General features: G+C 66.5%; 25 protein-coding genes. 14 read left to right on the top strand and 11 right to left on the bottom strand.

The window, feature by feature from the left end:
• Positions 1 to 33: 33 nt before the first annotated feature.
• From tpiA to DIE12_RS14505, 5 genes are all read right to left on the bottom strand, one after another.
• Positions 34 to 789 carry a triose-phosphate isomerase gene (tpiA, locus tag DIE12_RS14530; RefSeq protein WP_124522488.1) on the bottom strand — a complete coding sequence of 252 codons (756 nt, stop codon included), beginning with the start codon at positions 787 to 789 and terminating at the stop codon, positions 34 to 36.
• 140 nt (positions 790 to 929) lie between these two features.
• On the bottom strand, positions 930 to 1949 hold the full coding sequence (locus DIE12_RS14525; RefSeq protein WP_044844666.1) for an NAD(P)H-quinone oxidoreductase: 1020 nt from the start codon (positions 1947 to 1949) through the stop codon (positions 930 to 932).
• Between the two features lie 143 nt (positions 1950 to 2092).
• On the bottom strand, positions 2093 to 4240 hold the full coding sequence (pnp, locus tag DIE12_RS14520; protein ID WP_044844667.1) for a polyribonucleotide nucleotidyltransferase: 2148 nt from the start codon (positions 4238 to 4240) through the stop codon (positions 2093 to 2095).
• Between the two features lie 291 nt (positions 4241 to 4531).
• Positions 4532 to 4801 (bottom strand): 30S ribosomal protein S15, encoded by a 270-nt coding sequence (gene rpsO / locus DIE12_RS14510; RefSeq protein ID WP_006398792.1) that lies wholly within the window; start codon positions 4799 to 4801, stop codon positions 4532 to 4534.
• Between the two features lie 117 nt (positions 4802 to 4918).
• The gene (locus DIE12_RS14505) at positions 4919 to 6178 is read right to left on the bottom strand and encodes a branched-chain amino acid ABC transporter substrate-binding protein (protein ID WP_124522506.1); all 1260 of its coding nucleotides are present in this window, start codon (positions 6176 to 6178) and stop codon (positions 4919 to 4921) included.
• 190 nt (positions 6179 to 6368) lie between these two features.
• Here DIE12_RS14505 and DIE12_RS14500 point away from each other — a divergent pair, with 190 nt between their 5' ends.
• From DIE12_RS14500 to DIE12_RS14490, 3 genes are all read left to right on the top strand, one after another.
• Entirely contained in the window at positions 6369 to 6881 is a 513-nt protein-coding gene (locus DIE12_RS14500) for a hypothetical protein (RefSeq protein WP_124487226.1), read from the top strand.
• Positions 6882 to 7267: 386 nt separating this feature from the next.
• Complete coding sequence (locus DIE12_RS14495) at positions 7268 to 7909, top strand: carbonic anhydrase (RefSeq protein ID WP_124522486.1); 642 nt, start codon at positions 7268 to 7270, stop codon at positions 7907 to 7909.
• A gap of 36 nt (positions 7910 to 7945) precedes the next feature.
• Positions 7946 to 9496, top strand: coding sequence for a SulP family inorganic anion transporter (locus DIE12_RS14490; RefSeq protein WP_124522484.1), 1551 nt, complete (start codon positions 7946 to 7948; stop codon positions 9494 to 9496).
• Between the two features lie 79 nt (positions 9497 to 9575).
• Here DIE12_RS14490 and DIE12_RS14485 read toward each other — a convergent pair whose 3' ends face one another.
• The 6 genes from DIE12_RS14485 to DIE12_RS14455 form a co-directional block, all read right to left on the bottom strand.
• Positions 9576 to 11120, bottom strand: a complete 1545-nt coding sequence (locus DIE12_RS14485; protein ID WP_044844671.1) for a 2-isopropylmalate synthase — start codon at positions 11118 to 11120, stop codon at positions 9576 to 9578.
• A 324-nt stretch (positions 11121 to 11444) separates the two neighbouring features.
• Positions 11445 to 12317: a CDP-diacylglycerol--serine O-phosphatidyltransferase gene (gene pssA, locus DIE12_RS14475; RefSeq protein WP_044844672.1), complete on the bottom strand. Its 873-nt coding sequence runs from the start codon at positions 12315 to 12317 to the stop codon at positions 11445 to 11447.
• A gap of 15 nt (positions 12318 to 12332) precedes the next feature.
• Entirely contained in the window at positions 12333 to 12977 is a 645-nt protein-coding gene (locus DIE12_RS14470; protein WP_039370565.1) for a phosphatidylserine decarboxylase, read from the bottom strand.
• Positions 12978 to 13104: 127 nt separating this feature from the next.
• The gene (gene ilvC / locus DIE12_RS14465) at positions 13105 to 14121 is read right to left on the bottom strand and encodes a ketol-acid reductoisomerase (RefSeq protein ID WP_044844673.1); all 1017 of its coding nucleotides are present in this window, start codon (positions 14119 to 14121) and stop codon (positions 13105 to 13107) included.
• 104 nt (positions 14122 to 14225) lie between these two features.
• Complete coding sequence (gene ilvN / locus DIE12_RS14460) at positions 14226 to 14717, bottom strand: acetolactate synthase small subunit (RefSeq protein ID WP_034207977.1); 492 nt, start codon at positions 14715 to 14717, stop codon at positions 14226 to 14228.
• A gap of 112 nt (positions 14718 to 14829) precedes the next feature.
• On the bottom strand, positions 14830 to 16593 hold the full coding sequence (locus DIE12_RS14455; RefSeq protein WP_044844674.1) for an acetolactate synthase 3 catalytic subunit: 1764 nt from the start codon (positions 16591 to 16593) through the stop codon (positions 14830 to 14832).
• A 352-nt stretch (positions 16594 to 16945) separates the two neighbouring features.
• Between DIE12_RS14455 and DIE12_RS14450 the strand changes: the two genes are divergently transcribed.
• From DIE12_RS14450 to DIE12_RS14400, 11 genes are all read left to right on the top strand, one after another.
• A complete protein-coding gene (locus DIE12_RS14450) occupies positions 16946 to 17509 on the top strand; it encodes an RNA polymerase sigma factor (RefSeq protein ID WP_040144687.1) in 564 nt (187 codons plus the stop codon).
• Positions 17506 to 17931, top strand: a complete 426-nt coding sequence (locus tag DIE12_RS14445; protein ID WP_044844675.1) for a DUF3619 family protein — start codon at positions 17506 to 17508, stop codon at positions 17929 to 17931. The genes DIE12_RS14450 and DIE12_RS14445 overlap by 4 nt, the downstream gene beginning before the upstream one ends.
• Before the next feature lie 30 nt (positions 17932 to 17961).
• The gene (locus DIE12_RS14440; protein ID WP_124487224.1) at positions 17962 to 18723 is read left to right on the top strand and encodes a DUF3106 domain-containing protein; all 762 of its coding nucleotides are present in this window, start codon (positions 17962 to 17964) and stop codon (positions 18721 to 18723) included.
• 6 nt (positions 18724 to 18729) lie between these two features.
• Positions 18730 to 19242 (top strand): RDD family protein, encoded by a 513-nt coding sequence (locus DIE12_RS14435; protein ID WP_124487223.1) that lies wholly within the window; start codon positions 18730 to 18732, stop codon positions 19240 to 19242.
• A gap of 259 nt (positions 19243 to 19501) precedes the next feature.
• Positions 19502 to 20440 carry a UDP-2,3-diacylglucosamine diphosphatase gene (locus tag DIE12_RS14430; protein ID WP_124487222.1) on the top strand — a complete coding sequence of 313 codons (939 nt, stop codon included), beginning with the start codon at positions 19502 to 19504 and terminating at the stop codon, positions 20438 to 20440.
• A 30-nt stretch (positions 20441 to 20470) separates the two neighbouring features.
• Positions 20471 to 21505: a glycosyltransferase family 1 protein gene (locus DIE12_RS14425; RefSeq protein WP_124522482.1), complete on the top strand. Its 1035-nt coding sequence runs from the start codon at positions 20471 to 20473 to the stop codon at positions 21503 to 21505.
• A complete protein-coding gene (locus DIE12_RS14420) occupies positions 21502 to 22038 on the top strand; it encodes a diacylglycerol kinase (protein WP_044844680.1) in 537 nt (178 codons plus the stop codon). Before DIE12_RS14425 ends, DIE12_RS14420 begins: the two co-directional genes overlap by 4 nt.
• A 192-nt stretch (positions 22039 to 22230) precedes the next feature.
• On the top strand, positions 22231 to 22986 hold the full coding sequence (locus DIE12_RS14415) for a TetR/AcrR family transcriptional regulator (RefSeq protein ID WP_044844681.1): 756 nt from the start codon (positions 22231 to 22233) through the stop codon (positions 22984 to 22986).
• On the top strand, positions 22983 to 23564 hold the full coding sequence (locus tag DIE12_RS14410) for a TIGR00730 family Rossman fold protein (protein WP_044844682.1): 582 nt from the start codon (positions 22983 to 22985) through the stop codon (positions 23562 to 23564). The genes DIE12_RS14415 and DIE12_RS14410 overlap by 4 nt, the downstream gene beginning before the upstream one ends.
• A gap of 22 nt (positions 23565 to 23586) precedes the next feature.
• Entirely contained in the window at positions 23587 to 24348 is a 762-nt protein-coding gene (locus DIE12_RS14405) for an SDR family oxidoreductase (RefSeq protein WP_124522480.1), read from the top strand.
• Positions 24349 to 24576: 228 nt separating this feature from the next.
• Positions 24577 to 26472, top strand: coding sequence for a glycosyl transferase (locus DIE12_RS14400; protein ID WP_124487220.1), 1896 nt, complete (start codon positions 24577 to 24579; stop codon positions 26470 to 26472).
• Positions 26473 to 26487 lie beyond the last annotated feature (15 nt).

Below are 26487 nucleotides of genomic sequence, written 5' to 3'. Positions count from 1 at the left end.
CCGCCATCATGGTTCAATTCGACCCCGGACCGCTCAACGCGCAGCCCGGCAGATCGCCAGGAAATCTTCCGCCTTCAGCGACGCGCCGCCGATCAGGCCGCCGTCGATGTCCGGCTGCGCGAACAGCTCTTCCGCGTTGTCCGGCTTCACGCTGCCGCCGTACAGCACCGATACGTCCGCCGCCCCCTTTGCCGCGAGACGCGCACGCAGGAATGCGTGTACGTCCTGCGCCTGCGCCGACGTCGCGCTCTTGCCCGTGCCGATCGCCCAGACCGGCTCGTACGCGACGACGATGCGCGCCGCCTCGTCGGCCGTCAGCACGGCCAGCACGGCGTCGAGCTGCGCACCGACCACCTGCTCGGTCGCACCCGCTTCGCGCTCGTCGAGCGTTTCACCGACGCACACGACGGGCGTGAGGCCTGCCGCGAGCGCGCGCTGCGTCTTCGCAGCGACGGTTTCGCTTCGCTCGCCGTGATACGCGCGGCGCTCCGAGTGACCGACGATCGCATACTGCGCGCCGAACTCCGCCACCATCGCGGCCGCCACTTCACCGGTGAACGCGCCCTGCTCGTGCGCGGACACGTCCTGCGCGCCGAACGCGACACGGCCGCCGGCGAGCTGCGCCTGAACCTGCGCGAGATACGGGAACGGCACGCACACGCCGATCGACGTCTCGGCCGCCACCGCGCCTGCGCCCTGCACCACTTCGTTCAGCAATGCCTGGTTGCCGGCCAGCCGGCCGTGCATCTTCCAGTTGCCGATCACTCGCTTCGTTCGTTGTTTCGACATCGTGTCTGTCTCGTCACTATCTTGTCATTAACGCACCGGAAACCGGCCGTCAGGTTGGATCTGGCGAAGCAAACCCGCGATTTTACTGCGCGCGGCTTGAACCGGTCAAACCGCACATGTCAAGTCCGGCCGCACGGCCGTTAGGTGGTCGTACCCCAATCGAGCACGATCTTGCCGATGTGCTCGCCGCTTTCCATCAGCGCATGCGCCTGCGCGGCCTCGCCGGCCGGCAGCACGCGGTAGATCACGGGCTTGATGCGGCCGTCCGCGAGCAGCGGCCAGACGCGCGCCTTCAGCTGTGCGGCGATGCGCGCCTTGAATTCGACCGGACGCGGACGCAGTGTCGAGCCCGTAACCGTCAGCCGGCGGCGCAGGATCTCGTTCAGGTTGACCTCGGCCTTCGCCCCGCCGAGCAGCGCGATCAGCACGAGGCGGCCGCCATCCGCGAGCGCGGACAGTTCGCGCGGCACGTACGAGCCTGCGACCATGTCGAGGATCACATCGACGCCACGATCGTGCGTCAGCGACTTGACGACCTCGACGAAGTCCTCGGTCTTGTAGTTGATTGCACGTTCGGCGCCGAGCGCCTCGCATGCCCGGCATTTGTCGGCATTCCCGGCCGTCGCGAACACGCGATAGCCGAGCGCGTGCGCGATCTGGATCGCCGTCACGCCGATCCCGCTCGAGCCGCCTTGCACGAGCAGCGTTTCCTGCTCGCCGCCCTCGCCCGCGCCGAGCAGCGCGCGGTCGAACACGTTGCTCCACACCGTGAAGAACGTTTCAGGCAGCGATGCGGCTTCGATGTCGGTCAGCCCATCGGGAACCGGCAGGCATTGCGGCAGCGGCGCGACCGCGTACTCGGCGTAGCCGCCGCCCGCGAGCAGCGCGCAGACGCGATCGCCCAGCTTCAGGCCGAACGGGTTCAGCGCCGCATCAGACAGGTCGCCGCCGACGATCTCGCCCGCGACCTCGAGGCCCGGCAGATCCGATGCCCCCGGCGGCGGCGCATACGCGCCCTTGCGCTGGAATACGTCGGGCCGGTTCACGCCGGAAGCCGCCACCTTGATCAGCACTTCGCCGCGCTTCGGTTCGGGGCGCGGACGCTCCGCGAGCTTCAGCACGTCGGGGGCGCCGAATTCGGTGATTTCGATGGCTTGCATGGTGGTCGCTCCAGGATCGGAATCGGGTGGCGCACCCGTGCGCGGCACGGGCGCCTCGCCGGCGCTGCTGCGCCGCACAACGATGCTACAGAAAAAACGGCCGGCACGCTTTCGCACTGCCGGCCGTTCTCACGCCTGTCCGCTTACTGCTGCGGCGGCGTATCCGAATGCGACGCCGCCGCTGCTTCGTTCAGCAGCGCCTTCGCCGACAGACGCACGCGACCCTTCTCGTCCGTCTGGATCACCTTGACCTTCACCTGCTGGCCTTCCTTCAGGTAGTCGTTGATGTCCTTCACGCGCTCGTTGACGATTTCCGAGATGTGCAGCAGGCCGTCCTTGCCCGGCAGCAGGTTCACGATCGCGCCGAAATCGAGCAGCTTGAGCACCGTGCCTTCGTACACCTGGCCGACTTCGATTTCAGCCGTGATTTGCTCGATGCGCTTCTTCGCTTCGGCCATGCCTTCGCTGTTCGTGCTCGCGATCGTCACGACGCCGTCATCGGAGATGTCGATGGTCGTGCCGGTTTCTTCGGTCAGCGCGCGGATCACCGAACCGCCCTTGCCGATCACGTCGCGGATCTTTTCCGGGTTGATCTTGATCGTGATCATGCGCGGCGCGAATTCCGACAGTTGCGTGTTCGCACCCGAGACCGCCGAGGTCATCTTGCCGAGGATGTGCATGCGGCCTTCCTTCGCCTGCGCGAGCGCGACCTGCATGATTTCCTTCGTGATGCCCTGGATCTTGATGTCCATCTGCAGCGCCGTCACGCCTTGCTCCGTGCCGGCCACCTTGAAGTCCATGTCGCCGAGGTGATCTTCGTCGCCGAGGATGTCGGTCAGCACCGCGAACTTGTTGCCCTCGAGGATCAGGCCCATCGCGATGCCCGCGACGTGCGCCTTCATCGGCACGCCGGCGTCCATCAGCGCGAGGCAGCCGCCGCACACCGATGCCATCGACGACGAACCGTTCGATTCGGTGATTTCCGACACGACGCGGATCGAGTAGCCGAATTCGTCGGCGCTCGGCAGGCACTTGACCAGCGCGCGCTTCGCGAGACGGCCGTGGCCGATTTCACGACGCTTCGGCGAGCCGACGCGGCCCGTTTCGCCGGTCGCGAACGGGGGCATGTTGTAGTGGAGCATGAAGCGCTCGCGGTATTCGCCTTCGAGCGCGTCGATGATCTGCTCGTCACCCTTCGTGCCGAGCGTCGCGACGACGAGCGCCTGCGTTTCGCCACGCGTGAACAGCGCCGAACCGTGGGTGCGCGGCAGCACGCCGGTGCGGATCTCGATCGGACGCACGGTGCGCGTGTCGCGACCGTCGATGCGCGGCTCGCCGTTCAGGATCTGCGAACGGACGATCTTCGCTTCGATGTCGAACAGGATATTGCCGACGGTCGCCTTGTCGGCCGCGACCGTGCCGGCCGCCAGCGCGTCTTCCTCGAGCTTCGCCGAGGTTGCCGCGTAGACTTCCTTCAGCTTCGTCGAACGCGCTTGCTTGTCGCGCAGCTGGTAAGCGGCGAGCAGGTCGCCGTGCGCCAGTTCCGTCACGCGCGCGATCAGCGCTTCATTCTTCGGTGCCGGCTGCCAGTCCCACTCGGGCTTGCCGCCTTCGCGCACGAGTTCGTGGATCGCGTCGATCGCCGTCTGCATCTGCTCGTGGCCGAACACGACCGCGCCCAGCATCACGTCTTCCGGCAGCTGGTCGGCTTCCGATTCGACCATCAGCACCGCACGCTCCGTACCGGCGACGACGAGGTCGAGGCTCGATGCCTTGATCTGGTCACGCGTCGGGTTCAGCACGTAGGCGTTGTCGATGTACGCGACGCGCGCGGCACCGACCGGACCGTTGAACGGCAGGCCCGACACGGCGAGCGCGGCCGATGCGCCGATCAGCGCGGGGATGTCCGCCGGGATTTCCGGGTTCACGGACAGCACGTGGATCACGACCTGGACTTCGTTGTAGAAGCCTTCCGGGAACAGCGGGCGCAGCGGACGGTCGATCAGGCGCGACGTCAGCGTCTCGTGTTCCGACGGACGGCCTTCGCGACGGAAGAAGCCGCCCGGGATCTTGCCGGCCGAGTAGGTCTTCTCGAGGTAGTCGACGGTCAGCGGGAAGAAGTCCTGACCCGGCTTCGCCGACTTGGCGCCGACGACGGTGGCCAGCACGACGGTGTCTTCCACGTCGACGATCACGGCACCGCTCGCCTGGCGGGCGACTTCACCGGTTTCGAGGCGCACCTTGTGCTGGCCCCACTGGAATTCCTTCACGACCTTGTTGAACATGGACATGGTTGCTCCTTTGAATTCATTCATTTCATTCGCCGTGCGGGCCATCCCGCGCGGCGGCGTCCCGACCGAATCACCCGGAGCAAGGTGTGTTTTTTATGCCATTCCAGCACGCCGCTCGACGAGCGGCGCGCTGGAATGACACAAATCCCGACCCCGGTATCAGCCGTTCCGGCAGCCCGGCACCCACGTGCCGGACGACCTGCGGTGCGCGTGACGCTACGCACCGCGCAAAAACAAAATGCCTGCATCAGCGGACTGACACAGGCATCTTGCTGGCGGCAATCGCCTCGATTACTTACGCAGACCCAGCTTCTCGATCAGCGCGCGGTAACGGTCGGCATCCTTGCCCTTGAGGTAGTCGAGCAGCTTGCGGCGGCGGCTCACCATGCGCAGCAGGCCGCGGCGGCTGTGGTGATCCTTCGCGTGGGTCTTGAAGTGACCCGTCAGTTCGACGATACGTGCGGTCAGCAGTGCGACCTGGACTTCGGGCGAACCCGTGTCGTTGGTACCGCGGGCGAACTGAGCAACGACTTCCGACTTCTTGATATCTGCAACAGACATGAGATTTCCTTTGTTTCCTACTGGCTAACTAACAGGCGGACACGGAAGAATGGCCGTGCCGTGACTTACAACCGGCGGGCATTGTAGCACAACTGCACGCCGTTCCATCGCCTCCTGTCACGGGCGCGTCATCGAGCAGGTCGACGGCATCTGCGTGCGCTGCGCGGGCACCGCGAGGACGGTCCGGAAACCGTATCCCGAGCCCTCGTTGTCGAAGCGCACGCCCGGCGTGCCGGCCTTGTCCATTTCCATCACATAAAGGGGCTGGATCAACTGGTGATCCTGCGCGCGCATCGACGACGCGTGGAAGCCGTCGTCGAGCGACAGCCCTTCGAGCGCGCGCGCCACTGCGACGGGGTCGGACGAGCCGGCGCGATTCATCGCCGCCGCGAGCATCTCGATCATCAGGCTCATCCGTCGCACCGGATAGTCGTCCGGGGCAGCGGGAAAACGGGTCCGGAACGCGCGGTAGAACGCGTCCGATTGCGCGCCGCCCGCGTTCGGATGCCAGTCCGCGACGGCGACCACCCGGCCGACGCCCGCATCGCCGAGCGCGGCCGGTGCGCCGAGGCTGTTGCCATAGAACGTATAGAACTTCGCGTTCAGCCCCTGCTCGCGCGCCGCCTTCACGAGCAGCGTGAGGTCGTTGCCCCAGTTGCCGGTCACGACGGCGTCCGCGCCGCTTGCGCGGATCTTCGCGATATAGGGCGAGAAATCCTTGATGCGGCCGATCGGGTGGAATTCGTCGCCGGCGATCGTCACGTCGGGGCGCCGCTCGGCCAGCGCCTGCCGCGCCAGCGCGCTGACGTCGTGGCCGAAGCTGTAGTCCTGGTTCAGCAGGTAGACCTTGCGCAGCGGGCGGTCGCGCGCCATCACGTCCGCCAGCGCGGCCATCCGCATCCCCGCGTGCGCGTCGAAGCGGAAATGCCAGAAGCTGCAGCGCGCACCGGTCAGCGCCGGATCGTCGGCCGAATAGTTGAGGAACAGCATCCGGCTGTCCGGATTGCGCGCGTTCAGCTTGTCGAGCGCCGCGACGAGCGCGGCCGCGACCGCCGAGCTGTTGCCCTGCGCGACGAAACCGATGTGCCGGTCCGCCGCCGCGCGCAGCTGCACCAACGCCTCCTCCGGGCTGCCCTTGCTGTCGAGCACGACGAGTTCGAGCGGGTGCGCGCCGTCACGCAGCTTCACGCCGCCCGCCGCGTTGACCCGCTCGACGCCGAAGCGCAGGTTGCGCTCGACGGCCGCGCCCGCGTTCGCGAACGGGCCCGACATCCCTTCGATCAGCGCGATCCGCACCGGCTCGCCTGCCGCGAACGCGGACGACGCCAGCATCCACCCGGCGCTCCATGCGAGCGCGTACCGTTTCCACAGCTGCATCGGCTCCCTGCCCTTCAACCCGTCCGAGAAGCGCGGATCATAGGACGCGGACGGCGCCGGCCGCAAGCCCGGCGCGCAACGATAGCCCGACGACACCCGGCCGGCTATCCGCACCGATTTTTTCGGCACGATGCGCCGGCGCGCGCCGTCCGTGATACAACTGAACGGTTAGAGCGTTCTGGAGGATCCCATGCGCATTCGCATTCCCGCGCGCCTGCCGGTGCTGGTCGCCTGTGCGGCGGCGCTGCTCGCCGGCTGTGCGCAACCGTGGCAGCAATACCAGGCCGGCCAGGACGAGTCGGCGATCGTCGCGCGCATGGGCCCGCCGCGCGAGATCTACGACCTGCCCGGCGGCGGCAAGCGCCTGATGTGGCCGACCCAGCCGATGGGCGAGATCACCATCGCGGCCGACGTCGACGCGGCCCACCGGATCGTCAACGTGCGCCAGGTGCTGCAGCCGAGCGAGTTCTATCGCGCGGATATCGGCAAGTGGACCAAGACCGACGTGCTCGTCAATTTCGGCCGCCCGGTCGAGACGTCCTACTTCCCGCTGATGAAGCGCGAGGTATGGACCTACCGCTATCTCGAAGACAACGTCTGGTACATGATGTACAGCTTCTACTTCGACCCGCAGGGCATCCTGCGCACCACGCAGAAAACACCGGACCCGCTGCACGATCCCGACCGCCGCAATCTGTTCTGATCGGATCGATTGCGCATTTACGCGAAATTTTCACAATGGCCATTCACGAATTGCTGCGTGAATGGCCATTTCATTTTTTCCGTCATATTCGATTAATTTCGAATTGAAGCAGCAATCCTTTCCGATCGAATATGCGCCCAAAGCATCGCGATGAGCCCCGCGCCACGCGGCCGCCAGGAGGAAACAGGCATGTACGATACATGTCATGCGTTGCATTGGTGCATTCGGTGCACCTCGCCAGATCGAGTTGAAACAATTTGTATCATTGGCACCGGATGTTAGGGCATACCCCTAATATCGGATGAAATTGAACCTTTCAATTTAGAAAGCATCCTATTGCTCCACTTCGTCCGGTATTTGTTTGTCCTTATCAGAAAGGAGTCCTCATGAATCGCCCCAAGAGCATGCTGGTTGCCAACATCGCCTGGGCCCGCGAGACGCACGAGCACACGCCCGGTTTCTTCGACGCACTCGCGCGCGGCCAGAATCCGCGCGTGCTGTGGATCGGCTGCGCCGACAGCCGGGTGCCAGCCGAAACCATCACGCACTGCGTGCCCGGCGAGCTGTTCGTCCATCGCAACATCGCGAACCTGTTCCATCCCGACGACGACAATTCCGCGAGCGTGCTCGAGTACGCTGTGCGCGTGCTCGAAGTCGACCACGTGATCGTGTGCGGCCACTACGGATGCGGCGGGGTGCGCGCGTCGCTGCTGCCGCCGCCGGCCGACCTGCCGCACGTCGCGCGCCGCATCGCGCCGCTGTGCGCGCTTGCACGGCGCCATCGCGACACGCTCGACGGACTCGACGACACGGCCGCCGCCGACCGCCTGGCGGAACTTAACGTGCTCGAACAGGTGCGGCTGCTGCGCGCTTCGCCGATCGTGCATGGCCGGCAGCGGCCGCCGCTCGTGCACGGCTGGATCTTTTCGCTTGCCGACGGCCGCCTGAAGGAACTCGATTCCGGCTACACGACAGCGCCGGCCGAAGCCGAACCGGAGCATGCCGCCATGGCCGCCGCTCTCGGCTGATCCGCCCCTCCCTACGCCAATGAAATCACCCCAACCATGAAACTGAACGACCGCCTGTCCACCCTGCCGCGCGACATCGTCGCCGGCATCGTCGTGTTCCTCGTCGCGCTGCCGTTATGTCTCGGCATCGCCAATGCGTCCGGCGTCGAGCCGTTCGCCGGGCTCGTGTCCGGCATCGTCGGCGGGATCATCGTCGCGCTGTTGAGCGGCTCGTCACTGTCGGTCAGCGGGCCGGCCGCCGGCCTCGTCGTGATCGTCGTCGAAGGGATCGCGCAACTCGGCAGCTTTTCCGCGTTCCTGCTCGCTGTGCTGCTGTCCGGCGTGCTGCAGTTCGGCTTCGGCATGCTGCGCGCCGGCCGCTTCGCCGCGTACGTACCGTCGCCCGTCATCAAGGGCATGCTCGCGGCGATCGGCCTGCTGCTGGTCGTGAAGCAGATTCCGTTCGCATTCGGCATCGGCGGGCCGGCCGCGCAATCGTTTGCATCGTGGCCCGGCCTGCCGACCGCCTGGGCCGCAACGGCCATCGCGCTCATCTCGCTCGCGCTGCTGGTCGCGTGGGACACGCCCGCGCTCAAGCGCTTCGGCTGGGTACGCGCGGTGCCTGCGCCGCTCGCGGTCGTCGTGTTCGGCATCGGCGCGACGCTGGTGCTCGGCGTCGTTGCACCGTCGGTCGCGCCGGGCGCCGCGCATCGCGTCACGCTGCCGGAGCTCGAATCGTTCGCGGCGCTCGCGGCATCGCTGAAGCATGCCGAGCTCGGCCCGAACTTCGCGCAACTCGTCAATCCGGACGTGTGGCGCGTCGCGATCACGCTCGCGGTCGTCGCGAGCCTCGAGACGCTGCTGAGCCTGGAGGCGGTAGAACAGATCGATCCGAAGCGCCGGCCGACCCAGCCGGACCGCGAACTCAAGGCCCAGGGCGTCGGCAATCTCGTCGCGGGCGCGGTCGGCGGGCTGCCGATCACGTCGGTGATCGTGCGCAGTTCGGTCAACGTGAACGCGGGTGCCCAAAGCCGGATGTCGGCGATCGTGCACGGGATCCTGCTGCTCGCCAGCGTGTTCGCGCTCACCGGGCTGATCAACCTGATCCCGCTCGCGAGCCTCGCGGCGATACTGATCCACACCGGCTTCAAGCTCGCCAAACCGGCGCTGTTCCGCTCGGTGCTGAAGCAGGGCCCGGCCGCGTTCGTGCCGTTCGCCGCGACGATCGCGGGCGTGCTGGCGGTCGACCTGCTGTTCGGCATCGCGCTCGGCCTCGCCTGCAGCGTGCTGGCGGTCGCGGTGGCGAACCTGAAGAGCCCCGTCACGCTCGCGCAGCACGACGACCACTTCCTGCTGTCGTTCCGCAAGGACGTGTCGTTCCTCGGCAAGGTGCAGGTCAAGCATCACCTGCGGCACATTCCGGACCGCGCGGCCGTGATCATCGACGCGACGCGCGCCGACTACATCGACCACGACGTGCTCGAACTGCTCGACGCGTTCATCGCCGATGCGCCGCGGCGCGGGATCGCGGTCGAATTCCGCCGCCGCAGCCCGGCGCCCCGCCCGGCCGCGCGCCGCTGGTCGTTCCGCGCGCCGGCCGCCGAATGAGCGGCGCATGAAAAACGCCCCGCGCGGCGCGAGGCCGCTCGGGGCGTTTCGTGTGCTTCGGGCGCTCGACGCGCAGCGCTTACGCGCGCTGCGGGTTGACCTTGTCGTCCTTCGAATGCAGCTTGTTCAGCGCCGAGATGTACGCCTTCGCGGACGCGGCGACGATGTCCGGATCGGTGCCGACACCGTTGACGATCCGCCCGCTCTTCGACAGCCGGACCGTCACTTCGCCCTGCGCCTGCGTGCCGGTCGTGATCGCGTTCACCGAGTACAGCAGCAGTTCGGAACCGCTGCCGACTTCACCCTCGATCGCATTGAACGTCGCGTCGACCGGCCCGTTGCCGCGTGCCTCGCCGGTCACTTCCTTGCCTTCGACCGCGAACACGATCTTCGCCTGCGGCTGCTCGCCCGTCTCCGAACGCTGCGACAGCGACACGAACTTGAAGTGCTCCTGCTCGTGCGCGAGCGCCGATTCTTCCGAGACGATCGCGATGATGTCTTCGTCGAAGATCTCGGCCTTGCGGTCGGCGAGGTCCTTGAAGCGCATGAACGCGGCGTTCAGTTCGGCTTCGCTGTCGAGCGACACGCCGAGCTCCTGCAGGCGCTGCTTGAACGCGTTGCGGCCCGACAGCTTGCCGAGCACGATCTTGTTCGCGGTCCAGCCCACGTCTTCCGCGCGCATGATTTCGTAGGTGTCGCGCGCCTTCAGCACGCCGTCCTGGTGGATGCCCGACGCGTGCGCGAACGCGTTGGCGCCGACCACCGCCTTGTTCGGCTGCACGACGAAACCGGTGATCTGCGACACGAGCTTCGAGGTCGGCACGATCTGCGTCGTGTCGATGCCGACGTCGAGGCCGAAGTAGTCCTTGCGGGTCTTCACGGCCATCACGATTTCCTCGAGCGACGTGTTGCCCGCGCGCTCGCCGAGACCGTTGATCGTGCACTCGACCTGGCGCGCGCCGCCGATCTTCACGCCGGCGAGCGAGTTGGCCACCGCCATCCCGAGATCGTTGTGGCAATGCACGGAGAAGATCGCCTTGTCCGAGTTCGGAATGCGTTCGCGCAGCGTCTTCACGAGGTTGCCGTAGAGCTCCGGCACGCCGTAGCCGACCGTGTCGGCGATGTTGATCGTCGTCGCCCCCTCGGCGATCACCGCTTCCAGCACGCGGCACAGGAAGTCGAGATCCGAACGGCTGCCGTCTTCCGGCGAGAATTCGACGTTGTCGGTGAACTTGCGCGCGAAGCGCACCGCGAGGCGCGCCTGCTCGAACACCTGGTCCGGCGTCATGCGCAGCTTCTTTTCCATGTGCAGCGGCGACGTCGCGATGAACGTGTGGATCCGCGAGCTGTTGGCCGGCTTCAGCGCGTCGGCCGCACGCTGGATGTCCTTGTCGTTGGCGCGCGCCAGCGAGCAGATCGTGCTGTCCTTCACGAGACCGGCGATCGTGTGGATCGCGTCGAAGTCGCCGTTCGAGCTGGCCGCGAAACCGGCCTCGATCACGTCGACCTTCATCCGCTCGAGATGCTTCGCGATGCGGATTTTCTCTTCCTTCGTCATCGACGCGCCGGGCGATTGTTCACCGTCACGCAACGTCGTATCGAAAATGATCAGCTTGTCTGTCATGGGGGGCTCCAGGGCTCTTTATACGGGAATCGAACGTAATGAGATCGCGCCACCGCTGGCGACGCTCAACAACAGACGAGGCTTGACGGAGGGCGAGAACGGTCAGCGCGGCAGGCGCGCCAAAGCTAGCGCGCGTAGCGGCGCACCGGCTAGAAGGAGGGAGAGGCGGGGAAATGCAGTCATGCCGAAGACTATAGCGACATTCCGCCGGGTGCGCAATCGGACGGCACCCGGGATACCGGGCTCCGACGCACGAAAAAGGGGCAAATGAAAACGGCGGCCCGGAATCACCTCCGAGGCCGCCGCTTCCGGACAGGTTGCGCGTCAGTGGTCGCGTTGCGACGAGCGCGCGGGATTCGCCCGTCCGCGCACGGCCATGTAGGCCCAGAACACGTAGCCGGACAGCCCGTACAGCACGAACAGGCAGAACAGCATCAGCGGCGGATCGGACGACACGAGCACGAACGCGACGACGACCAGCAGGATCGCCGCGAACGGCACGCGGTGCCGCACGTCGAGCGCCTTGCCGCTGTAGAACGGCGCGTTCGACACCATCGTCACGCCCGCATAGATCGTCAGTGCAAACGCGACCCAGGGCAGCCAGCCGAGCTTCATCGGCACGCGATTGTCGGTCGCGAGCCAGACGAAGCCGGCGATCAGCGCGGCGGCGGCCGGGCTCGGCAGCCCCTGGAAGAAGCGCTTGTCGACGCTGCCGATGTTCGTGTTGAAGCGCGCGAGACGCAGCGCGGCGCCCGAGCAATAGACGAACGCGGCGAGCCAGCCCCAGCGGCCGAGATCCTTCAGCACCCACTCGTACATCACGAGCGCGGGCGCGACGCCGAACGACACCATGTCCGACAGGCTGTCGAACTGTTCGCCGAACGCGCTTTGCGTATGCGTCATGCGCGCGACGCGCCCGTCCATCCCGTCGAGCACCATCGCGACGAAGATCGCGATCGCGGCGATCTCGAAGCGCACGTTCATCGCCTGCACGACCGCAAAGAAGCCGCAGAACAGCGCGGCGGTCGTGAATGCGTTCGGCAGCAGATAGATGCCACGCGTCTTCAGGAACCGCTGGCGCGCGGCGCGGCGGCTCTCGAGCGGCGCGGGATCGGGCGCCATTCCCTTGTTGCGGCGGAACGGACGTGGCGTCTGGCCGGAGCCGTTACGCGGCCGACGCGGTTTGAATGCGGCCATCGTGCGCCCCGCCGCTTACTGTTCGAGCTCGGCGAGGATCGTCGACGACGCGTAGACCTTCTCGCCGATCGACACCTTCGCGCGGCTGCCGAGCGGCAGATACACGTCGACGCGCGAACCGAAGCGGATGAAACCGTAGCGCTGGCCGCGCGACAGCGGCTCGCCGGCGCGCACGTAGCAGAGGATCCGGCGGGCGACGAGGCCGGCGATCTGCACGGCGGTGACGGTCTTGCCGCTCGCCGTCTGGATCACGACCGCATTGCGCTCGTTCTCGGTCGACGCCTTGTCGATCGCCGCGTTCAGGAACGCGCCCGGGAAGTACTCGACCTTGGAGATCGCGCCGTCGACCGGCGAACGCTGCGAGTGAACGTTGAAGACATTCATGAACACGCTGATCTTCAGCGCTTCGCGGTTCGCGTACGGATCCTGCGTGGTCTCGACCGCGACGATGCGGCCGTCGGCCGGGCACAGCACCGCATTCGGCTGCGCCGGGATCGGGCGCTGCGGATCGCGGAAGAACTGGACGACGAAGACGAGCAGCAGCCAGAACGGCCATGCGAAGCCGAAGCCCCCGACGGCGTGGATCAACAACGCGATGACGGCTGCAATCGCGATGAACGGCCAGCCTTCGCGCGCGATGATCGGATGAGGATAGTTCATGGGTTCGTTCGGTGTTCGGTGAATTGCAAAGCCCGTAGGATAGCAAAAGCCGCCCGGGGCACTGCTGCCTTCGGACGGCTTTTTGAAACCGACCCTCCACTCGAAGGGCCGGAGCAGCACGCGGTGCTTAGTTCTTCGTCTGGTCGACGAGCTTGTTCTTCGCGATCCACGGCATCATCGCGCGCAGCTTCGCACCGACCTGCTCGATCTGGTGCTCGGCCGTCAGGCGGCGGCGCGACTGCAGCGTCGGGGCGCCTGCCTTGTTCTCGAGGATGAAGCTCTTGGCGTACTCGCCCGTCTGGATGTCGGTCAGGCACTGCTTCATCGCCTTCTTCGTCTCTTCCGTGACGACGCGCGGGCCCGTCACGTACTCGCCGTACTCGGCGTTGTTCGAGATCGAGTAGTTCATGTTCGCGATGCCGCCTTCGTAGATCAGGTCGACGATCAGCTTCAGTTCGTGCAGGCACTCGAAGTACGCCATTTCCGGCGCGTAGCCGGCTTCGACCAGCGTCTCGAAACCTGCCTTGATCAGCTCGACGGTACCGCCGCACAGCACGGCCTGCTCGCCGAACAGGTCGGTTTCGGTCTCTTCACGGAAGTTCGTCTCGATGATGCCGGCACGGCCGCCGCCGTTCGCTGCCGCGTACGACAGCGCGATGTCGCGTGCCGCGCCCGACTTGTTCTGCGCAACCGCGATCAGGTGCGGCACGCCGCCACCTTGCGAGTACGTGCCGCGCACGGTGTGGCCCGGAGCCTTCGGCGCGATCATGATCACGTCGAGGTCGGCGCGCGGGATCACCTGGCCGTAGTGGACGTTGAAGCCGTGCGCGAATGCCAGCGCCGCGCCCTGCTTGATGTTCGCGTGCACTTCCTTCGCGTACACGTCGGCGATCTGCTCGTCCGGCAGCAGCATCATGACGACGTCCGCGCCCTTCACCGCTTCCGCGACTTCCTTGACCGCGAGGCCTGCGTTTTCAGCCTTGCTCCACGACGCGCCGTCCTTGCGAAGGCCGACCGTCACGTTCACGCCGCTGTCCTTCAGGTTCAGTGCGTGTGCATGGCCTTGCGAGCCGTAGCCGATGATCGTGACTTGCTTGCCCTTGATGAGGGAGAGGTCAGCGTCTTTGTCGTAGAAAACGTTCATGATGGTTCCTTCGCTAATTCAAAAATTCAACAATTCGTTCAGATGGAGTACTGCGGGCCGGGACATGACGGCGCACCCGGCGTGCCTCTTTGGCAATTTCGGCATCACACCTTCAGGATGCGCTCGCCGCGTCCGATGCCGGAGCTGCCGGTACGCACGGTCTCTAGGATCGCGGTGGCGTCCAGCCCCTGGATGAATGCGTCGAGCTTGTCGCTCGCGCCCGTCAATTCGATCGTGTAGGTCTTTTCGGTCACGTCGATGATGCGGCCGCGGAAAATGTCCGACATCCGCTTCATTTCTTCGCGCTCCTTGCCCACTGCACGTACCTTGATCAGCATCAGCTCGCGTTCGATGTGTGCACCGTCGGTCAGGTCCACCACTTTCACCACCTCGATCAGGCGGTTCAGATGCTTCGTGATCTGTTCGATCACGTCGTCGGAGCCAATGGAAACGATGGTGAGCCGCGACAGCGATTGGTCTTCGGTCGGCGCCACCGTCAAGGTTTCGATGTTGTAGCCGCGTGCGGAAAACAGACCGACCACGCGCGACAGCGCGCCCGGTTCGTTTTCCAGCAGGACGGAAATGATGTGTCTCATGTTCGCTTCTTCCAGAATGTGTCCGTGTCGATTCACTCGCGCCGCGCGCCGCCCGGTGCCGCACCGCCCTTCGTGAAGGCGGCCGCTCCCGGCCTGGACGCGCGTCGCGCCGTTACAGATCTTCCGATCCGAGCAGCATCTCGGTGATGCCCTTGCCGGCCTGTACCATCGGCCAGACGTTTTCGGTCGGATCGGTCTGGAAGTCGAGAAACACGGTGCGGTCCTTCAGGCGCAGCGCTTCCTTCAGCGCCGGCTCCACATCCGAGGTCTTTTCGATCCGCATGCCGACATGGCCGTACGCTTCGGCGAGCTTCACGAAATCGGGCAGCGCATCCATGTACGAATGCGAATAGCGCTTGCTGTATTCGATCTGCTGCCACTGGCGGACCATGCCCAGATAGCGGTTGTTCAGCGAAATGATCTTCACGGGCGTGTCGTACTGCAGGCAGGTCGACAGTTCCTGGATGCACATCTGGATCGAGCCTTCGCCCGTGATGCACAGCACGTCGTCGTCCGGGTGCGCCATCTTGACGCCCATCGCTGCCGGCAGGCCGAAGCCCATCGTGCCGAGGCCGCCGGAGTTGATCCAGCGACGCGGCTTGTTGAAACGGTAGAACTGCGCGGCCCACATCTGGTGCTGGCCGACGTCCGAGCACACGAACGCGTTGCCGTCCGTCAGCTCCCACGCCTTCTCGACCACGTACTGCGGCTTGATGATCTCGCTGTCGCGGTCGAACTTCAGGCAGTCTTTCGCGCGCCAGCTTTCGATGTCCTTCCACCATTGCGCGAGCGCGTCGGTGTCGGGGCCGTGCTCGGCCGTCTGCAACTGCTCGATCAGTTCCTTCAGCACTTCCTTCACGTCGCCGACGATCGGGATGTCGACCTTCACGCGCTTCGAGATCGACGACGGGTCGATGTCGATGTGGATGATCTTGCGCGGACGCGACGCGAAGTGCGCCGGGTCGCCGATCACGCGGTCGTCGAAGCGCGCGCCGATCGCGATCAGCACGTCACAGTGCTGCATCGCCATGTTCGCTTCGTAGGTGCCGTGCATGCCGAGCATGCCGAGGAATTTCTTGTCCGACGCGCGATAGCCGCCGAGGCCCATCAGCGTGTTCGTGACCGGGTAGCCGAGCAGGTCGGCGAATTGGTTCAGTTCGCGTGCCGCATCGGCGAGGATGATGCCGCCGCCCGTGTAGATATAGGGACGCTTCGCCGACAGCAGCAGCGACACGGCCTTGCGGATCTGGCCCGAATGGCCCTTCGTGACGGGGTTGTACGAGCGCAGCGACACGCTCTTGACCGGCTCGTACTGGCACGGCGTCTTCGAGATGTCCTTCGGGATGTCGATCAGCACCGGGCCCGGACGGCCGGTGCGGGCGATGTAGAACGCCTTCTTGACGGTTTCCGCGAGGTCGCGCACGTCCTTCACGAGGAAGTTGTGCTTCACGCACGGACGCGTGATGCCGACCGTATCGCATTCCTGGAACGCGTCCTGGCCGATCGCGGCAGTCGGCACCTGGCCGCTGATCACGACCATCGGGATCGAATCCATGTAGGCCGTCGCGATGCCGGTCACCGCATTGGTGACACCGGGGCCGGACGTCACGAGACAGACGCCGACATTGCCGGTGGAACGCGCATACGCATCGGCTGCGTGCACGGCCGCCTGTTCGTGGCGCACCAGCACGTGCTGAATCTTGTCCTGCTTGTAAAGCTCGTCGTAGATGTAGAGTACCGAGCCGCCGGGGTAGCCCCAGATGAATTCGACGTTTTCGTCGGCCAGTGCCTTCATGAGCACGGTGGCGCCGATGGAGTCGCTATCGGGAGGGGAAAGGGGTTCCGACGTGGAGAATTCCGCGCTGGGCATGTTCATTTTGACCTTTCGAATTTTCGGCAAAAAATTGATCGGGTGCTCTCTGCCGGGCTTGTGGCTCGGGTTCAAGCGGCGCGTCCAGTTTGAAGGGCGGGCTTCTTGGGCCAGCCTCAAATGAGACCATCACTTCATGTTGCGAATCGCTGACGATAGCGGGTCATGATTGGGTCGTCAAGCAAAATATCCCGCAGCGCATCATGCGCCCCGCCCGGCGGGCCGCGGACGCGGCTCGCATGCAACGGGGCGAGCCGCAACCGGTGCCAAGTCGCGCGAAAATTTGTTAGCATCCGCGGGTTTTACGAAATTTTTCGACCTTTCACACGCCGCAGTCCGCAGCGCATACCTTTACGGAATGGCATCAGACAAGGAACTCGCCGACTTTCTGGCGGGCGTCGAAAGGCGCGCGTTCAAGCAGGCTGCGTACGCCGTGCGTGACGACGATGCGTCGCTCGACATCGTGCAGGACGCGATGATCAAGCTGGCGGAGAAATACGGCGACCGGCCGGCGGCCGAACTGCCGCTGCTGTTCCAGCGGATCCTGCAGAACGCGATCCACGACTGGTTCCGCCGGCAGAAGGTCCGCAACACCTGGGTCACGCTGTTCTCGTCGCTCAACAATACGGACGACGAGGACTTCGATCCGCTGGAAACGCTCGAGTCAGCGGACGACAATGCAGGTGTCGAGAGCACCGAGCACCGCCTCGAGCGGGAGCAGGTTCTGGCCCTGATCGACGAAGAAATCCAGAAACTTCCGACGCGTCAACGGGAAGCGTTCCTGATGCGTTATTGGGAAGATATGGATGTCGCCGAGACTGCCGCCGCAATGGGGTGCTCCGAAGGCAGCGTCAAGACGCACTGCTCGCGAGCCACCCATGCCCTGGCGCAAGCGCTCAAGGCCAAAGGAATCACGCTATGAGCTCCGCTCCCGTAAATCGAGAACACGAATTCGCGCTGAAGGTCCGCCGCGCACTGGACGAACGTGCCGCGGCGCTGCCTGCCGCGACCACCGATCGTCTGGCCGTCGCGCGCCGGGCCGCGCTCGCGCGCAAGAAGCCGGAAGCCGCCACCGCGCCGGTGTTCGTGCCCGCCTTCGCCGGTGCCGCCGCCGCATACGGCACGCCGCCCGCGAGCCGTCCGCAGACGTCGTTCGCGCGCCGCCTGCTGCGCGCGTGGCCGCTCGCGCTGCTGCTCGCGGGGCTCGTCGGCATCGCGTACTGGGAAGACATGCAGCGCACCGCCGAACTCGCCGACATCGACGCGGCGATGCTCAGCGACGACCTGCCGCTCAACGCGTATCTCGATCACGGGTTCAACGCGTATCTTTCGCACACACGCTAACAAACAGACAATAACGAGGGGATCGCACGGGTGAGTCAGAAACGCGGCCTGGCCGTATTTTTCGGATGCGTGATCGCGATCGCCATTTCCTACGTCGCCACCTATTCCCGATTCAACCCGCCCCCCGCGACGGTCTCCGCCGCGGCCAGCAGCGCGCCCGCGCCGACCTCGGCCGCGGCCGGCCTGACCACCGAACTCGCCCCGCTGCCCCTGCCGCTGCCGGCCGCCAACGGCCCGCTCTCGTGGGCGCGCCTGACGCCCGCGCAACGCGCGGCACTCGCGCCGTTCGCCGATCAGTGGGATGGCTTCAGCGATGCGCGCAAGCGCAAATGGCTGAAGATCGCGTCCCGTTTCGCGAAATTGACGCCCGATGAGCAGAAGCACCTGCAGGACAGGATGTCCGAGTGGGCGCGGATGACGCCCGAGCAGCGCCGCGTCGCGCGCGAGAATTACCAGAGCGCGAAGGAGCTTTCCGCGCAGGCGCGCGAGCGCGCATGGAAGGCCTACCAGCAACTGCCCGAAGAACAGAAGCAGCGCCTCGCCGCGACCGAGCGCCGGCGCCGGCCGAGCGTCGTCAGCGCGCCGCCGACCGTCGCCGACCGCGACGTGCGCCGCCTCGTCAATTCGCACGAACATCCGGCGAGCAACCCTGTTGCGGCACCGGCGCCCGCATCGGTCGGCGCCGGCGCGCCGCCGGTGACCGCATCGGCCACGTCCGGCACCGCCCCCGCACCCGCGACCGTCACGCCCGTGTCGCCGGCCGACGCGCCGTCGATGTTCAAGGGTTCCTGACCCGCCGTGGCAAGCGCCCCCGCAACCGAGGCCCCGGCCGTCGCCGCCGCGCCGTCCGTGCGGCGGCGCCTCGCGGCGATGCTGTACGAAGCCGTGCTGCTGTTCGGCGTCGTATTCTTCGCCGCCCTCGCCTTCAGCCTCGCGACGCAGCAGCGCAACGGCCTCGTCCATCACAACCTGCTCGCCGCGTGGATCGCACTCGTCGTCGGCGCGTACTTCGTCTGGTTCTGGACCCATGGCGGCCAGACGCTGCCGATGAAGACCTGGCGGCTGCGGCTCGAATCGTCGAGCGGCCGGCCGCTGAACGCCGGCCACGCGCTCGTCCGCTACGCGCTCGGCTGGCTGTGGTTCCTGCCGCCGCTCGCACTGCATCCGCTCCTCGGCCTGTCGGTGCCCGTCACGCTCGCGCTCGCCGCCGCATGGATCGTCGTCTGGGCCGGCGCCGCCCGCCTGCATAGCGATCGCCAGTTTCCGCACGACCGCATCGCCCGCACGCGCGTCGTCGCGATTCCGCGCTGACCGCGCGGTTCGCGTGATCGCGGGACGGCTCCGCGCATCCGCGCATTCATCAGACAAAACCACTCGAAACCGCCCACACGCCCGCCCCGCGAGGCATGCACGGTAACCGCAGGCCAGTCGGTTCGGCAGATTACGCAACACCGCCACATTCACTGCTAAACACGCCGCGACGACAGTAATAAGAACGTCTCGTGACTGTCACGGCATGGTCACGCCCGCATGGCGCAATGCCGGTAATGTCAACCGGCGCGAGTCATGCATGGGCCAGAAAACGTCCGCGACCTCCCTGTTCCGTCAACCGCTCGGCGCCCGCGCCGTCACCGCCTTCCTGTCCGGCTCGGCCGCAACCGATGCCCTTTCGCCGCACGAACCGGCGGCCGCACACGTCACGCAGCGCGACGACCCCGAGCCGTCCACGCATCGCTACCGCACGATCTGGCTGTCCGACATCCATCTCGGCTCGAGCGGCTGCCAGGCGCCGTACCTGCTCGATTTCCTGCGCCACAACGATTCGGAATACCTGTACCTCGTCGGCGACATCATCGACGGCTGGCAGCTGAAGAAGGGCTGGTACTGGCCGCAGGCGCACAACGATGTCGTGCAGAAGGTGCTGCGCAAGGCGCGCAAGGGCACGCAGGTCGTCTACATCCCGGGCAACCACGACGAAGGCGCGCGGCAGTTCTGCGACCTCGCATTCGGCGACATCCAGGTGCGCGGCGAGGCGTTCCACACGACGCTCGCCGGCAAACGTTTGTGGATCGTGCACGGCGACCTGTTCGACGGCGTGATCCAGCACGCGAAATGGCTCGCGTATCTCGGCGACACGCTCTACACGCTGATCCTCGTGCTGAACCGCTGGTTCAACCGGATCCGCAGCCGGCTCGGGTTCCAGTACTGGTCGCTGTCACAGTACCTGAAGCACCAGGTGAAGAACGCGGTGAACTTCATCTCGCAGTTCGAGACCGTGATGACCGACGAGGCGCGCCGCCGCGGCTGCGACGGCGTCGTGTGCGGGCACATCCACAAGGCGGAGATCCGCGACATCGACGGCGTGCTGTACTGCAACGACGGCGACTGGGTCGAGAGCCTGTCCGCGCTCGTCGAGACGATGGAAGGCGAACTGAAGGTCGTCTACTGGACGGCGATGCGCACCGCGCCGTCCGTTGCCCCGTCGCGCAAGGCCAAGGCCACTGCCTGACACAACTCCACTTACAGGACACATGCCGCGATGAAGATCATGATCGTCACCGACGCGTGGGAACCGCAGGTCAACGGCGTCGTGCGCACGCTGAAGAGCACCACCCGCGAACTCACCGCGCTCGGCCACCGGGTCGAAATGCTGACGCCGCTGGAATTCCGCACGGTGCCCTGCCCGACCTATCCCGAGATCCGCCTGTCGATCCTGCCGTACCGCAAGCTGCGCGCGCGGATCGATGCGTTCGCACCCGACGCGCTGCACATCGCGACCGAAGGCCCGCTCGGCCTCGCCGCGCGACGCTATGCACGCGCGCGCAAGCTGCCGTACACGACCGCGTATCACACGCGCTTTCCGGAATACGTGCAGGCGCGCTTCGGGATTCCGCTGTCGGCGACCTACAAGTTCCTGCACTGGTTCCACGGGCCGTCGCTCGCGGTGATGGCGCCGACCCCGGTCGTGAAGCAGGACCTCGAGAAGTTCGGCTTCACGAACGTCGTGCTGTGGACGCGCGGCGTCGATCTCGACATCTTCCGGCCGATGGAGTCGAAGGTGCTCAACACCGCCCGGCCGATCTTCCTGTACGTGGGCCGCGTCGCGATCGAGAAGAACGTCGAGGCGTTCCTGCGCCTCGACCTGCCCGGCTCGAAGTGGGTCGCGGGCGAAGGTCCGGCGCTCGCCGAGCTGAAGTCGCGCTACCCGGAAGCGAACTATCTTGGCGTACTGTCGCAAGCCGAGCTCGCCAAGGTGTATGCTGCGGCCGACGTGTTCGTGTTCCCGAGTCGCACCGACACGTTCGGCCTCGTGCTGCTGGAGGCGCTCGCGTGCGGCACGCCGGTCGCCGCCTACCCCGTCACGGGCCCGATCGACGTGCTCGGCGGGGGCGATGCCGGCGCGATGCACGAAGACCTGCAGGAAGCCTGCCTGGAGGCGCTGAAGATCGAACGCGAGACGGCCCGCGCGTGGGCCGAACGCTTCTCGTGGCGCGCGGCGTCCGAGCAGTTCGCGTCGCATCTGAAGCCGCTGCCGAAGACTGCGTACTCGCCCGCCGAAGGTGCCGCCGTTTGAAACGAGACCTGAACGACAAGACCCCGTCCCCTGCCATCACGGCGCCACTGCATCGTCCGTTCGACGAAGAAGAGCCGCACGCCGACGCGGACGTGCACCCGCACGAACCGCTCGGCCCCGACGATCGCCTGGCGCCGCTGCCGCCGAACCCGTACAAGCGCCACCGCGGCATCACGCGCGCGTGGTACGCGCTCAAGCATTCGCTGAACGGGTTTCGCGTCGCGATCCGCGAGGAGAGCGCGTTTCGCCAGGAGCTCACGCTCGCCGCGCTGATGCTGCCGATCGGTGCGTTCTCACCGGTCCCCGCCGCATCGCGCGCGCTGCTGATCGCGTCGGTGCTGCTCGTGCTGATCGTCGAGCTGCTGAACTCGAGCGTCGAGGCCGCGATCGACCGCATCTCGCTCGAGCGCCACGAATTGTCGAAGCGCGCGAAGGATCTCGGCAGCGCGGCGGTCACGGTCGCGCTGTTCGCGTGCGTGACGACGTGGGGCTTCGTGCTCGGGCCGGTGATCGCCCGCTGGCTCGGCTTCTAGCAACCCCCGCGCCGCCGCCCGCGTGCGGCGGCGCACCATGCGCGGAACGCATCGCGCTCACGAAATGCGCCCGATGCAAGGAAACCGCGGTTTATAATCGTCCGCCAGACTTAGAACAGCAACCCGCGCCGGACGAATCCCGCAGCATCGATTGCAGCGCCCGCCAGTCCGGCACACACAGGGCCGGACGACATGGAAGCGAAACCTCCCCGCCGCACCCGCGAACGGATTCTCGAGTTGTCGTTGAAACTCTTCAACGAGATCGGCGAGCCGAACGTCACGACCACGACGATCGCCGAGGAAATGGAAATCAGTCCAGGCAACCTGTACTACCATTTCCGCAACAAGGACGACATCATCAACAGCATCTTCGCGCAGTTCGAGCAGCAGATCGAACGGCGGCTACGCTTCCCCGAAGATCACCGTCCGACGATCGACGAGACCTGGTCGTACCTGCAGTACATGGCCGATTTCATGTGGACCTACCGGTTCCTGTATCGCGACCTCAACGACCTGCTCGCGCGCAACCGCACGCTCGAGACGCACTTCAAGCAGATCATCAGCCACAAGGTGCGCTTCGCGCACGAGATGTGCGAACTGCTCGTGTCCGACGCCGAAATGGTCGCGACGCCCGCCGAGATCGAAGTCATCGCCACCAACATGGCGGTGATCTCGACGTACTGGCTGTCGTATCAGTACGTGATGCATCCGCGCAAGTACAACGACCAGGACGCGATCCGCGAAGAGCTGCACCAGGTGAGCATGCACGTGATCTCGATCATGGCCCCGTACCTGCGCGGCCGTTCGCGCCAGCTGTTCGACGATCTCGTCTCCGGCAAGCTGCCCAAGCGCCAGTTCACCGACTACCTGCCGCCGCGCGACGGTTCGCCGCGCCCCGCGGGCAGCCCGGTCGCCGCCAAGCCCGCCGCGAAGGATACGAAACAATGAAGGCAGTCTGTGTTTACTGCGGCTCGTCGTCCGGCGTGCGGCCCGTCTATGCGGACGCCGCGCGCGCATTCGGCCGCGCGCTCGTCGATGCGGGCCTCACGCTCGTCTACGGCGGCGGCCGCGTCGGTTTGATGGGCGTGATCGCCGATGAAGTGATGGCGGCCGGCGGCCGTGCGGTCGGCGTGATCCCCGAGTTGCTCGTCGACAAGGAAGTCGGCCATACCGGGCTGTCCGAGCTGCACGTCGTACCCGACATGCACCACCGCAAGAAGATGATGGCCGACCTGTCCGACGCGTTCGTCGCGATGCCCGGCGGCGCCGGCACGCTCGAGGAATTCTTCGAGGTCTATACGTGGGCGCAGCTCGGTTATCACCGCAAGCCCGTCGCGCTGTACAACATCGATTCGTTCTACGATCCGTTGATCGCGCTGCTGCGCCATACGGTCGACGAAGGCTTCATGCGCCCGGCCTACTTCGACGCACTGTGCATCGACGCCGAACCGGTCGCGCTGATCGAACAGCTGCGCCGCTACCAGCCGCTCGCCCAGGACAAGTGGGCAACCGACGCGGCCAAGTAACGTTCATCAGGAGCCGCACGCGATGCCCGCACCGTCCGAGCGCAAGGCCGTCCTCATCACCGGCGCGAGCCGCGGCATCGGCCGCGCGACCGCCGTGCTCGCGGCCGGGCGCGGCTGGGACGTCGGCATCAACTACGCGCGCGACGCGGCGGCCGCCGAACTGACCGCGCAAGCCGTTCGCGACGCCGGCGCCCGCGCATGCGTCGTCGCCGGCGACGTCGCGAACGAAGCGGACGTCATCGCGATGTTCGATACGGTCGCGACCGCGTTCGGTCGCCTCGACGCGCTCGTCAACAATGCGGGGATCGTCGCGCCGTCGCTGCCGCTCGCCGACATGCCGGTCGAACGGCTGCGGCGGATGTTCGACACCAACGTGCTCGGCGCCTACCTGTGCGCGCGCGAAGCCGCGCGCCGGCTGTCCACCGATCGCGGCGGGCGCGGCGGCGCGATCGTCAACGTGTCGTCGATCGCGTCCCGGCTCGGCTCGCCGAACGAGTACGTCGACTACGCGGGCTCGAAGGGCGCGGTCGATTCGCTGACGATCGGCCTCGCGAAGGAACTCGGCCCGCACGGCGTACGCGTCAACGCGGTGCGCCCCGGCCTGATCGAGACGGAAATCCACGCGAGCGGCGGCCAGCCGGGCCGCGCGGCACGCCTCGGCGCGCAGACGCCGCTCGGCCGCGCCGGCGAAGCGCAGGAGATCGCGGAAGCGATCGTCTGGCTGCTCGGCGACGCGGCGTCTTACACGACGGGCGCCCTGCTCGACGTCGGCGGCGGCCGGTAATCCCGCCCCAAAAGGCGGAAAAACGGCCGACCGGGGCCGTCCGTGGTCACGACACCACAAATCTCCACAATATCGCGGCTGTTTCAGTAAACATCCGTAACGGTTCCGTGTTCTACTAGCGCCAAGCCAAAAACGGCCGGTCATCCGGCTGTCATTTCGCCTCGATGCGACCCTTATTGGTCCCGGCCCATGTCGCCGGACCGGCTTGACCCGACCGAGATCTTTTCCATGCCAGGAACCGCAGCGCCCGGCCGGCGACGCACGGCCGTGCCCGCTTCGGCCGCGCACGCACGCTCAGCCGCCGATCCCAACCTCAGCGCGACACTCGATGGCGCCGGCACGCCTGCCGTGGCCGGCGCCGCCGCACCGAACGCCACCCGCGATCGCGTCCTCCGGCTCGGCTGGCGCGTCTGGCTGCTGGTTGCCGCGCTGGTGTGCGCGTATACGCTGCCGGGGGTGCTCGGCCACGATCCGTGGAAGCAGGACGAAACCTATACGTTCGGCATCATCCAGCACATGCTCGAGACGGGCGACTTCGTCGTGCCGACCAGCGCCGGCCAGCCGTTCATGGAAAAGCCGCCGCTCTACGCATGGGTCGCGACGAGCCTCGCGTGGCTGCTGCAGCGGGTAATGCCGCTGCACGACGCGGCACGGCTCGCGAGCGCGCTGTTCGCGGCGCTCGCGTTCGGCTTCATCGCTCGCGCGGCCCGCAGTGCCGGCCGGGCCGACAGCTGGCTCGACCTGCGCGTGATCGGCCCCGTCGTGCTGAGCGCGGGCACGCTCGTCGTGATCAAGCACGTGCACGACATGATGACGGACGTCGCGCTGTTCGCCGGCACCGCAATGGGCTTCTGCGGCCTGCTCGAGCTCGTGATGCGGCACGTCGCGCAGGCGCGGCAGATGCGGCACGGGCTGCCGGTGCGGCCGTCCGGCCGCTGGGCCGCGCCGCTCTTCGGCGCGGGCGTCGGCATCGCGCTGATGGCGAAGGGGCTGTTCGTGCCGCTCGTGTTCGCGGCCACGCTCACGGGCGCGCTGGTGCTCTACCCCGCCTGCCGTACGCGCGCGTTCGCACGCTCGCTCGGCGTCGCCGCGCTGGTGTTCGCACCGTTCGCGCTCATCTGGCCAACCGCGCTGTTCCTGCGTTCCGAGACGCTGTTCATGACGTGGTTCTGGGACAACAACGTCGGCCGCTTCTTCGGTTTCTCGGTGCCGGAACTCGGCGCGGAAAACGACAAGCCGTTCTTCATCCTGCGTGCGTTCCTGCTGCTCGGCTTCCCGGTCGCGCCGCTCGCGATCGCCGCGCTGGCGCGAGGCGCATGGCGCGACTGGCGCACGCCGCGCATCGCGCTGCCCGTGCTGTTCGCCGGGATCGGCCTCGCGGTGCTGCAAGTGTCCGCGACCTCGCGCCAGCTCTACATCCTGCCGTTCTTCGCGCCGCTCGCGCTGGTCGCCGCGCAGGCGATCGACCGCCTGCCGCGCGGGCTGCACCTCGCATGGGACTACCTGAGCCGCCTGCTGTTCGGCACCGTCGTCGCGCTCGCGTGGATGATCTGGGCGGTCATGGCCGATCCCGGTGCATCGCGTGCGAACCTCGCGGTACTCGGCCGCTGGCTGCCGCTCGACTGGACCATGCCGATCGTGCCCGGGCTCGTGATCGGTGCGCTCGCGCTGACGGTCGGCTGGCTGTCGCTGCTGCCGAAGCTGCGCACGACCGGCCTGTGGCGCGGCGCGCTGTCGTGGGGCGCCGGCGCGCTGGTCGCGTGGGGTCTCGTTTATACGCTGCTGCTGCCGTGGCTCGACGTCGCGAAGAGCTACCGGTCGGTGTTCGACGACCTGAACGCGCATCTCGCGCTCGAGTGGAGCGACGGCGACTGCATGGCGAGCCTGCACGGGCTCGGCGAATCGGAAGCGCCGATGATGTACTACTTCTCCGGTATCCAGCACACGCCGATCGACGACGCGAAGACGACGCGCTGCACGTGGATGATCGTCCAGGGCGTGCGGGCCGTCGATCCGGCACCGGGCAGCGAATGGAAACTGTTCTGGACCGGCGCCCGCCCGGGCGACGACGAGGAGCTGCTGCGCGTCTACGTGCGCACGCCCGAAGCGCACGAAACGAAGTAATGCAAGGCGGCGCCG

Origin of the sequence: Burkholderia sp. Bp9015 (assembly GCF_003853505.1) — a bacterium.
GTDB lineage: Bacteria > Pseudomonadota > Gammaproteobacteria > Burkholderiales > Burkholderiaceae > Burkholderia.
The sequence above is the reverse complement of the archived record's forward strand: the minus strand, read 5'-3'. Positions and strand labels throughout refer to the sequence as shown.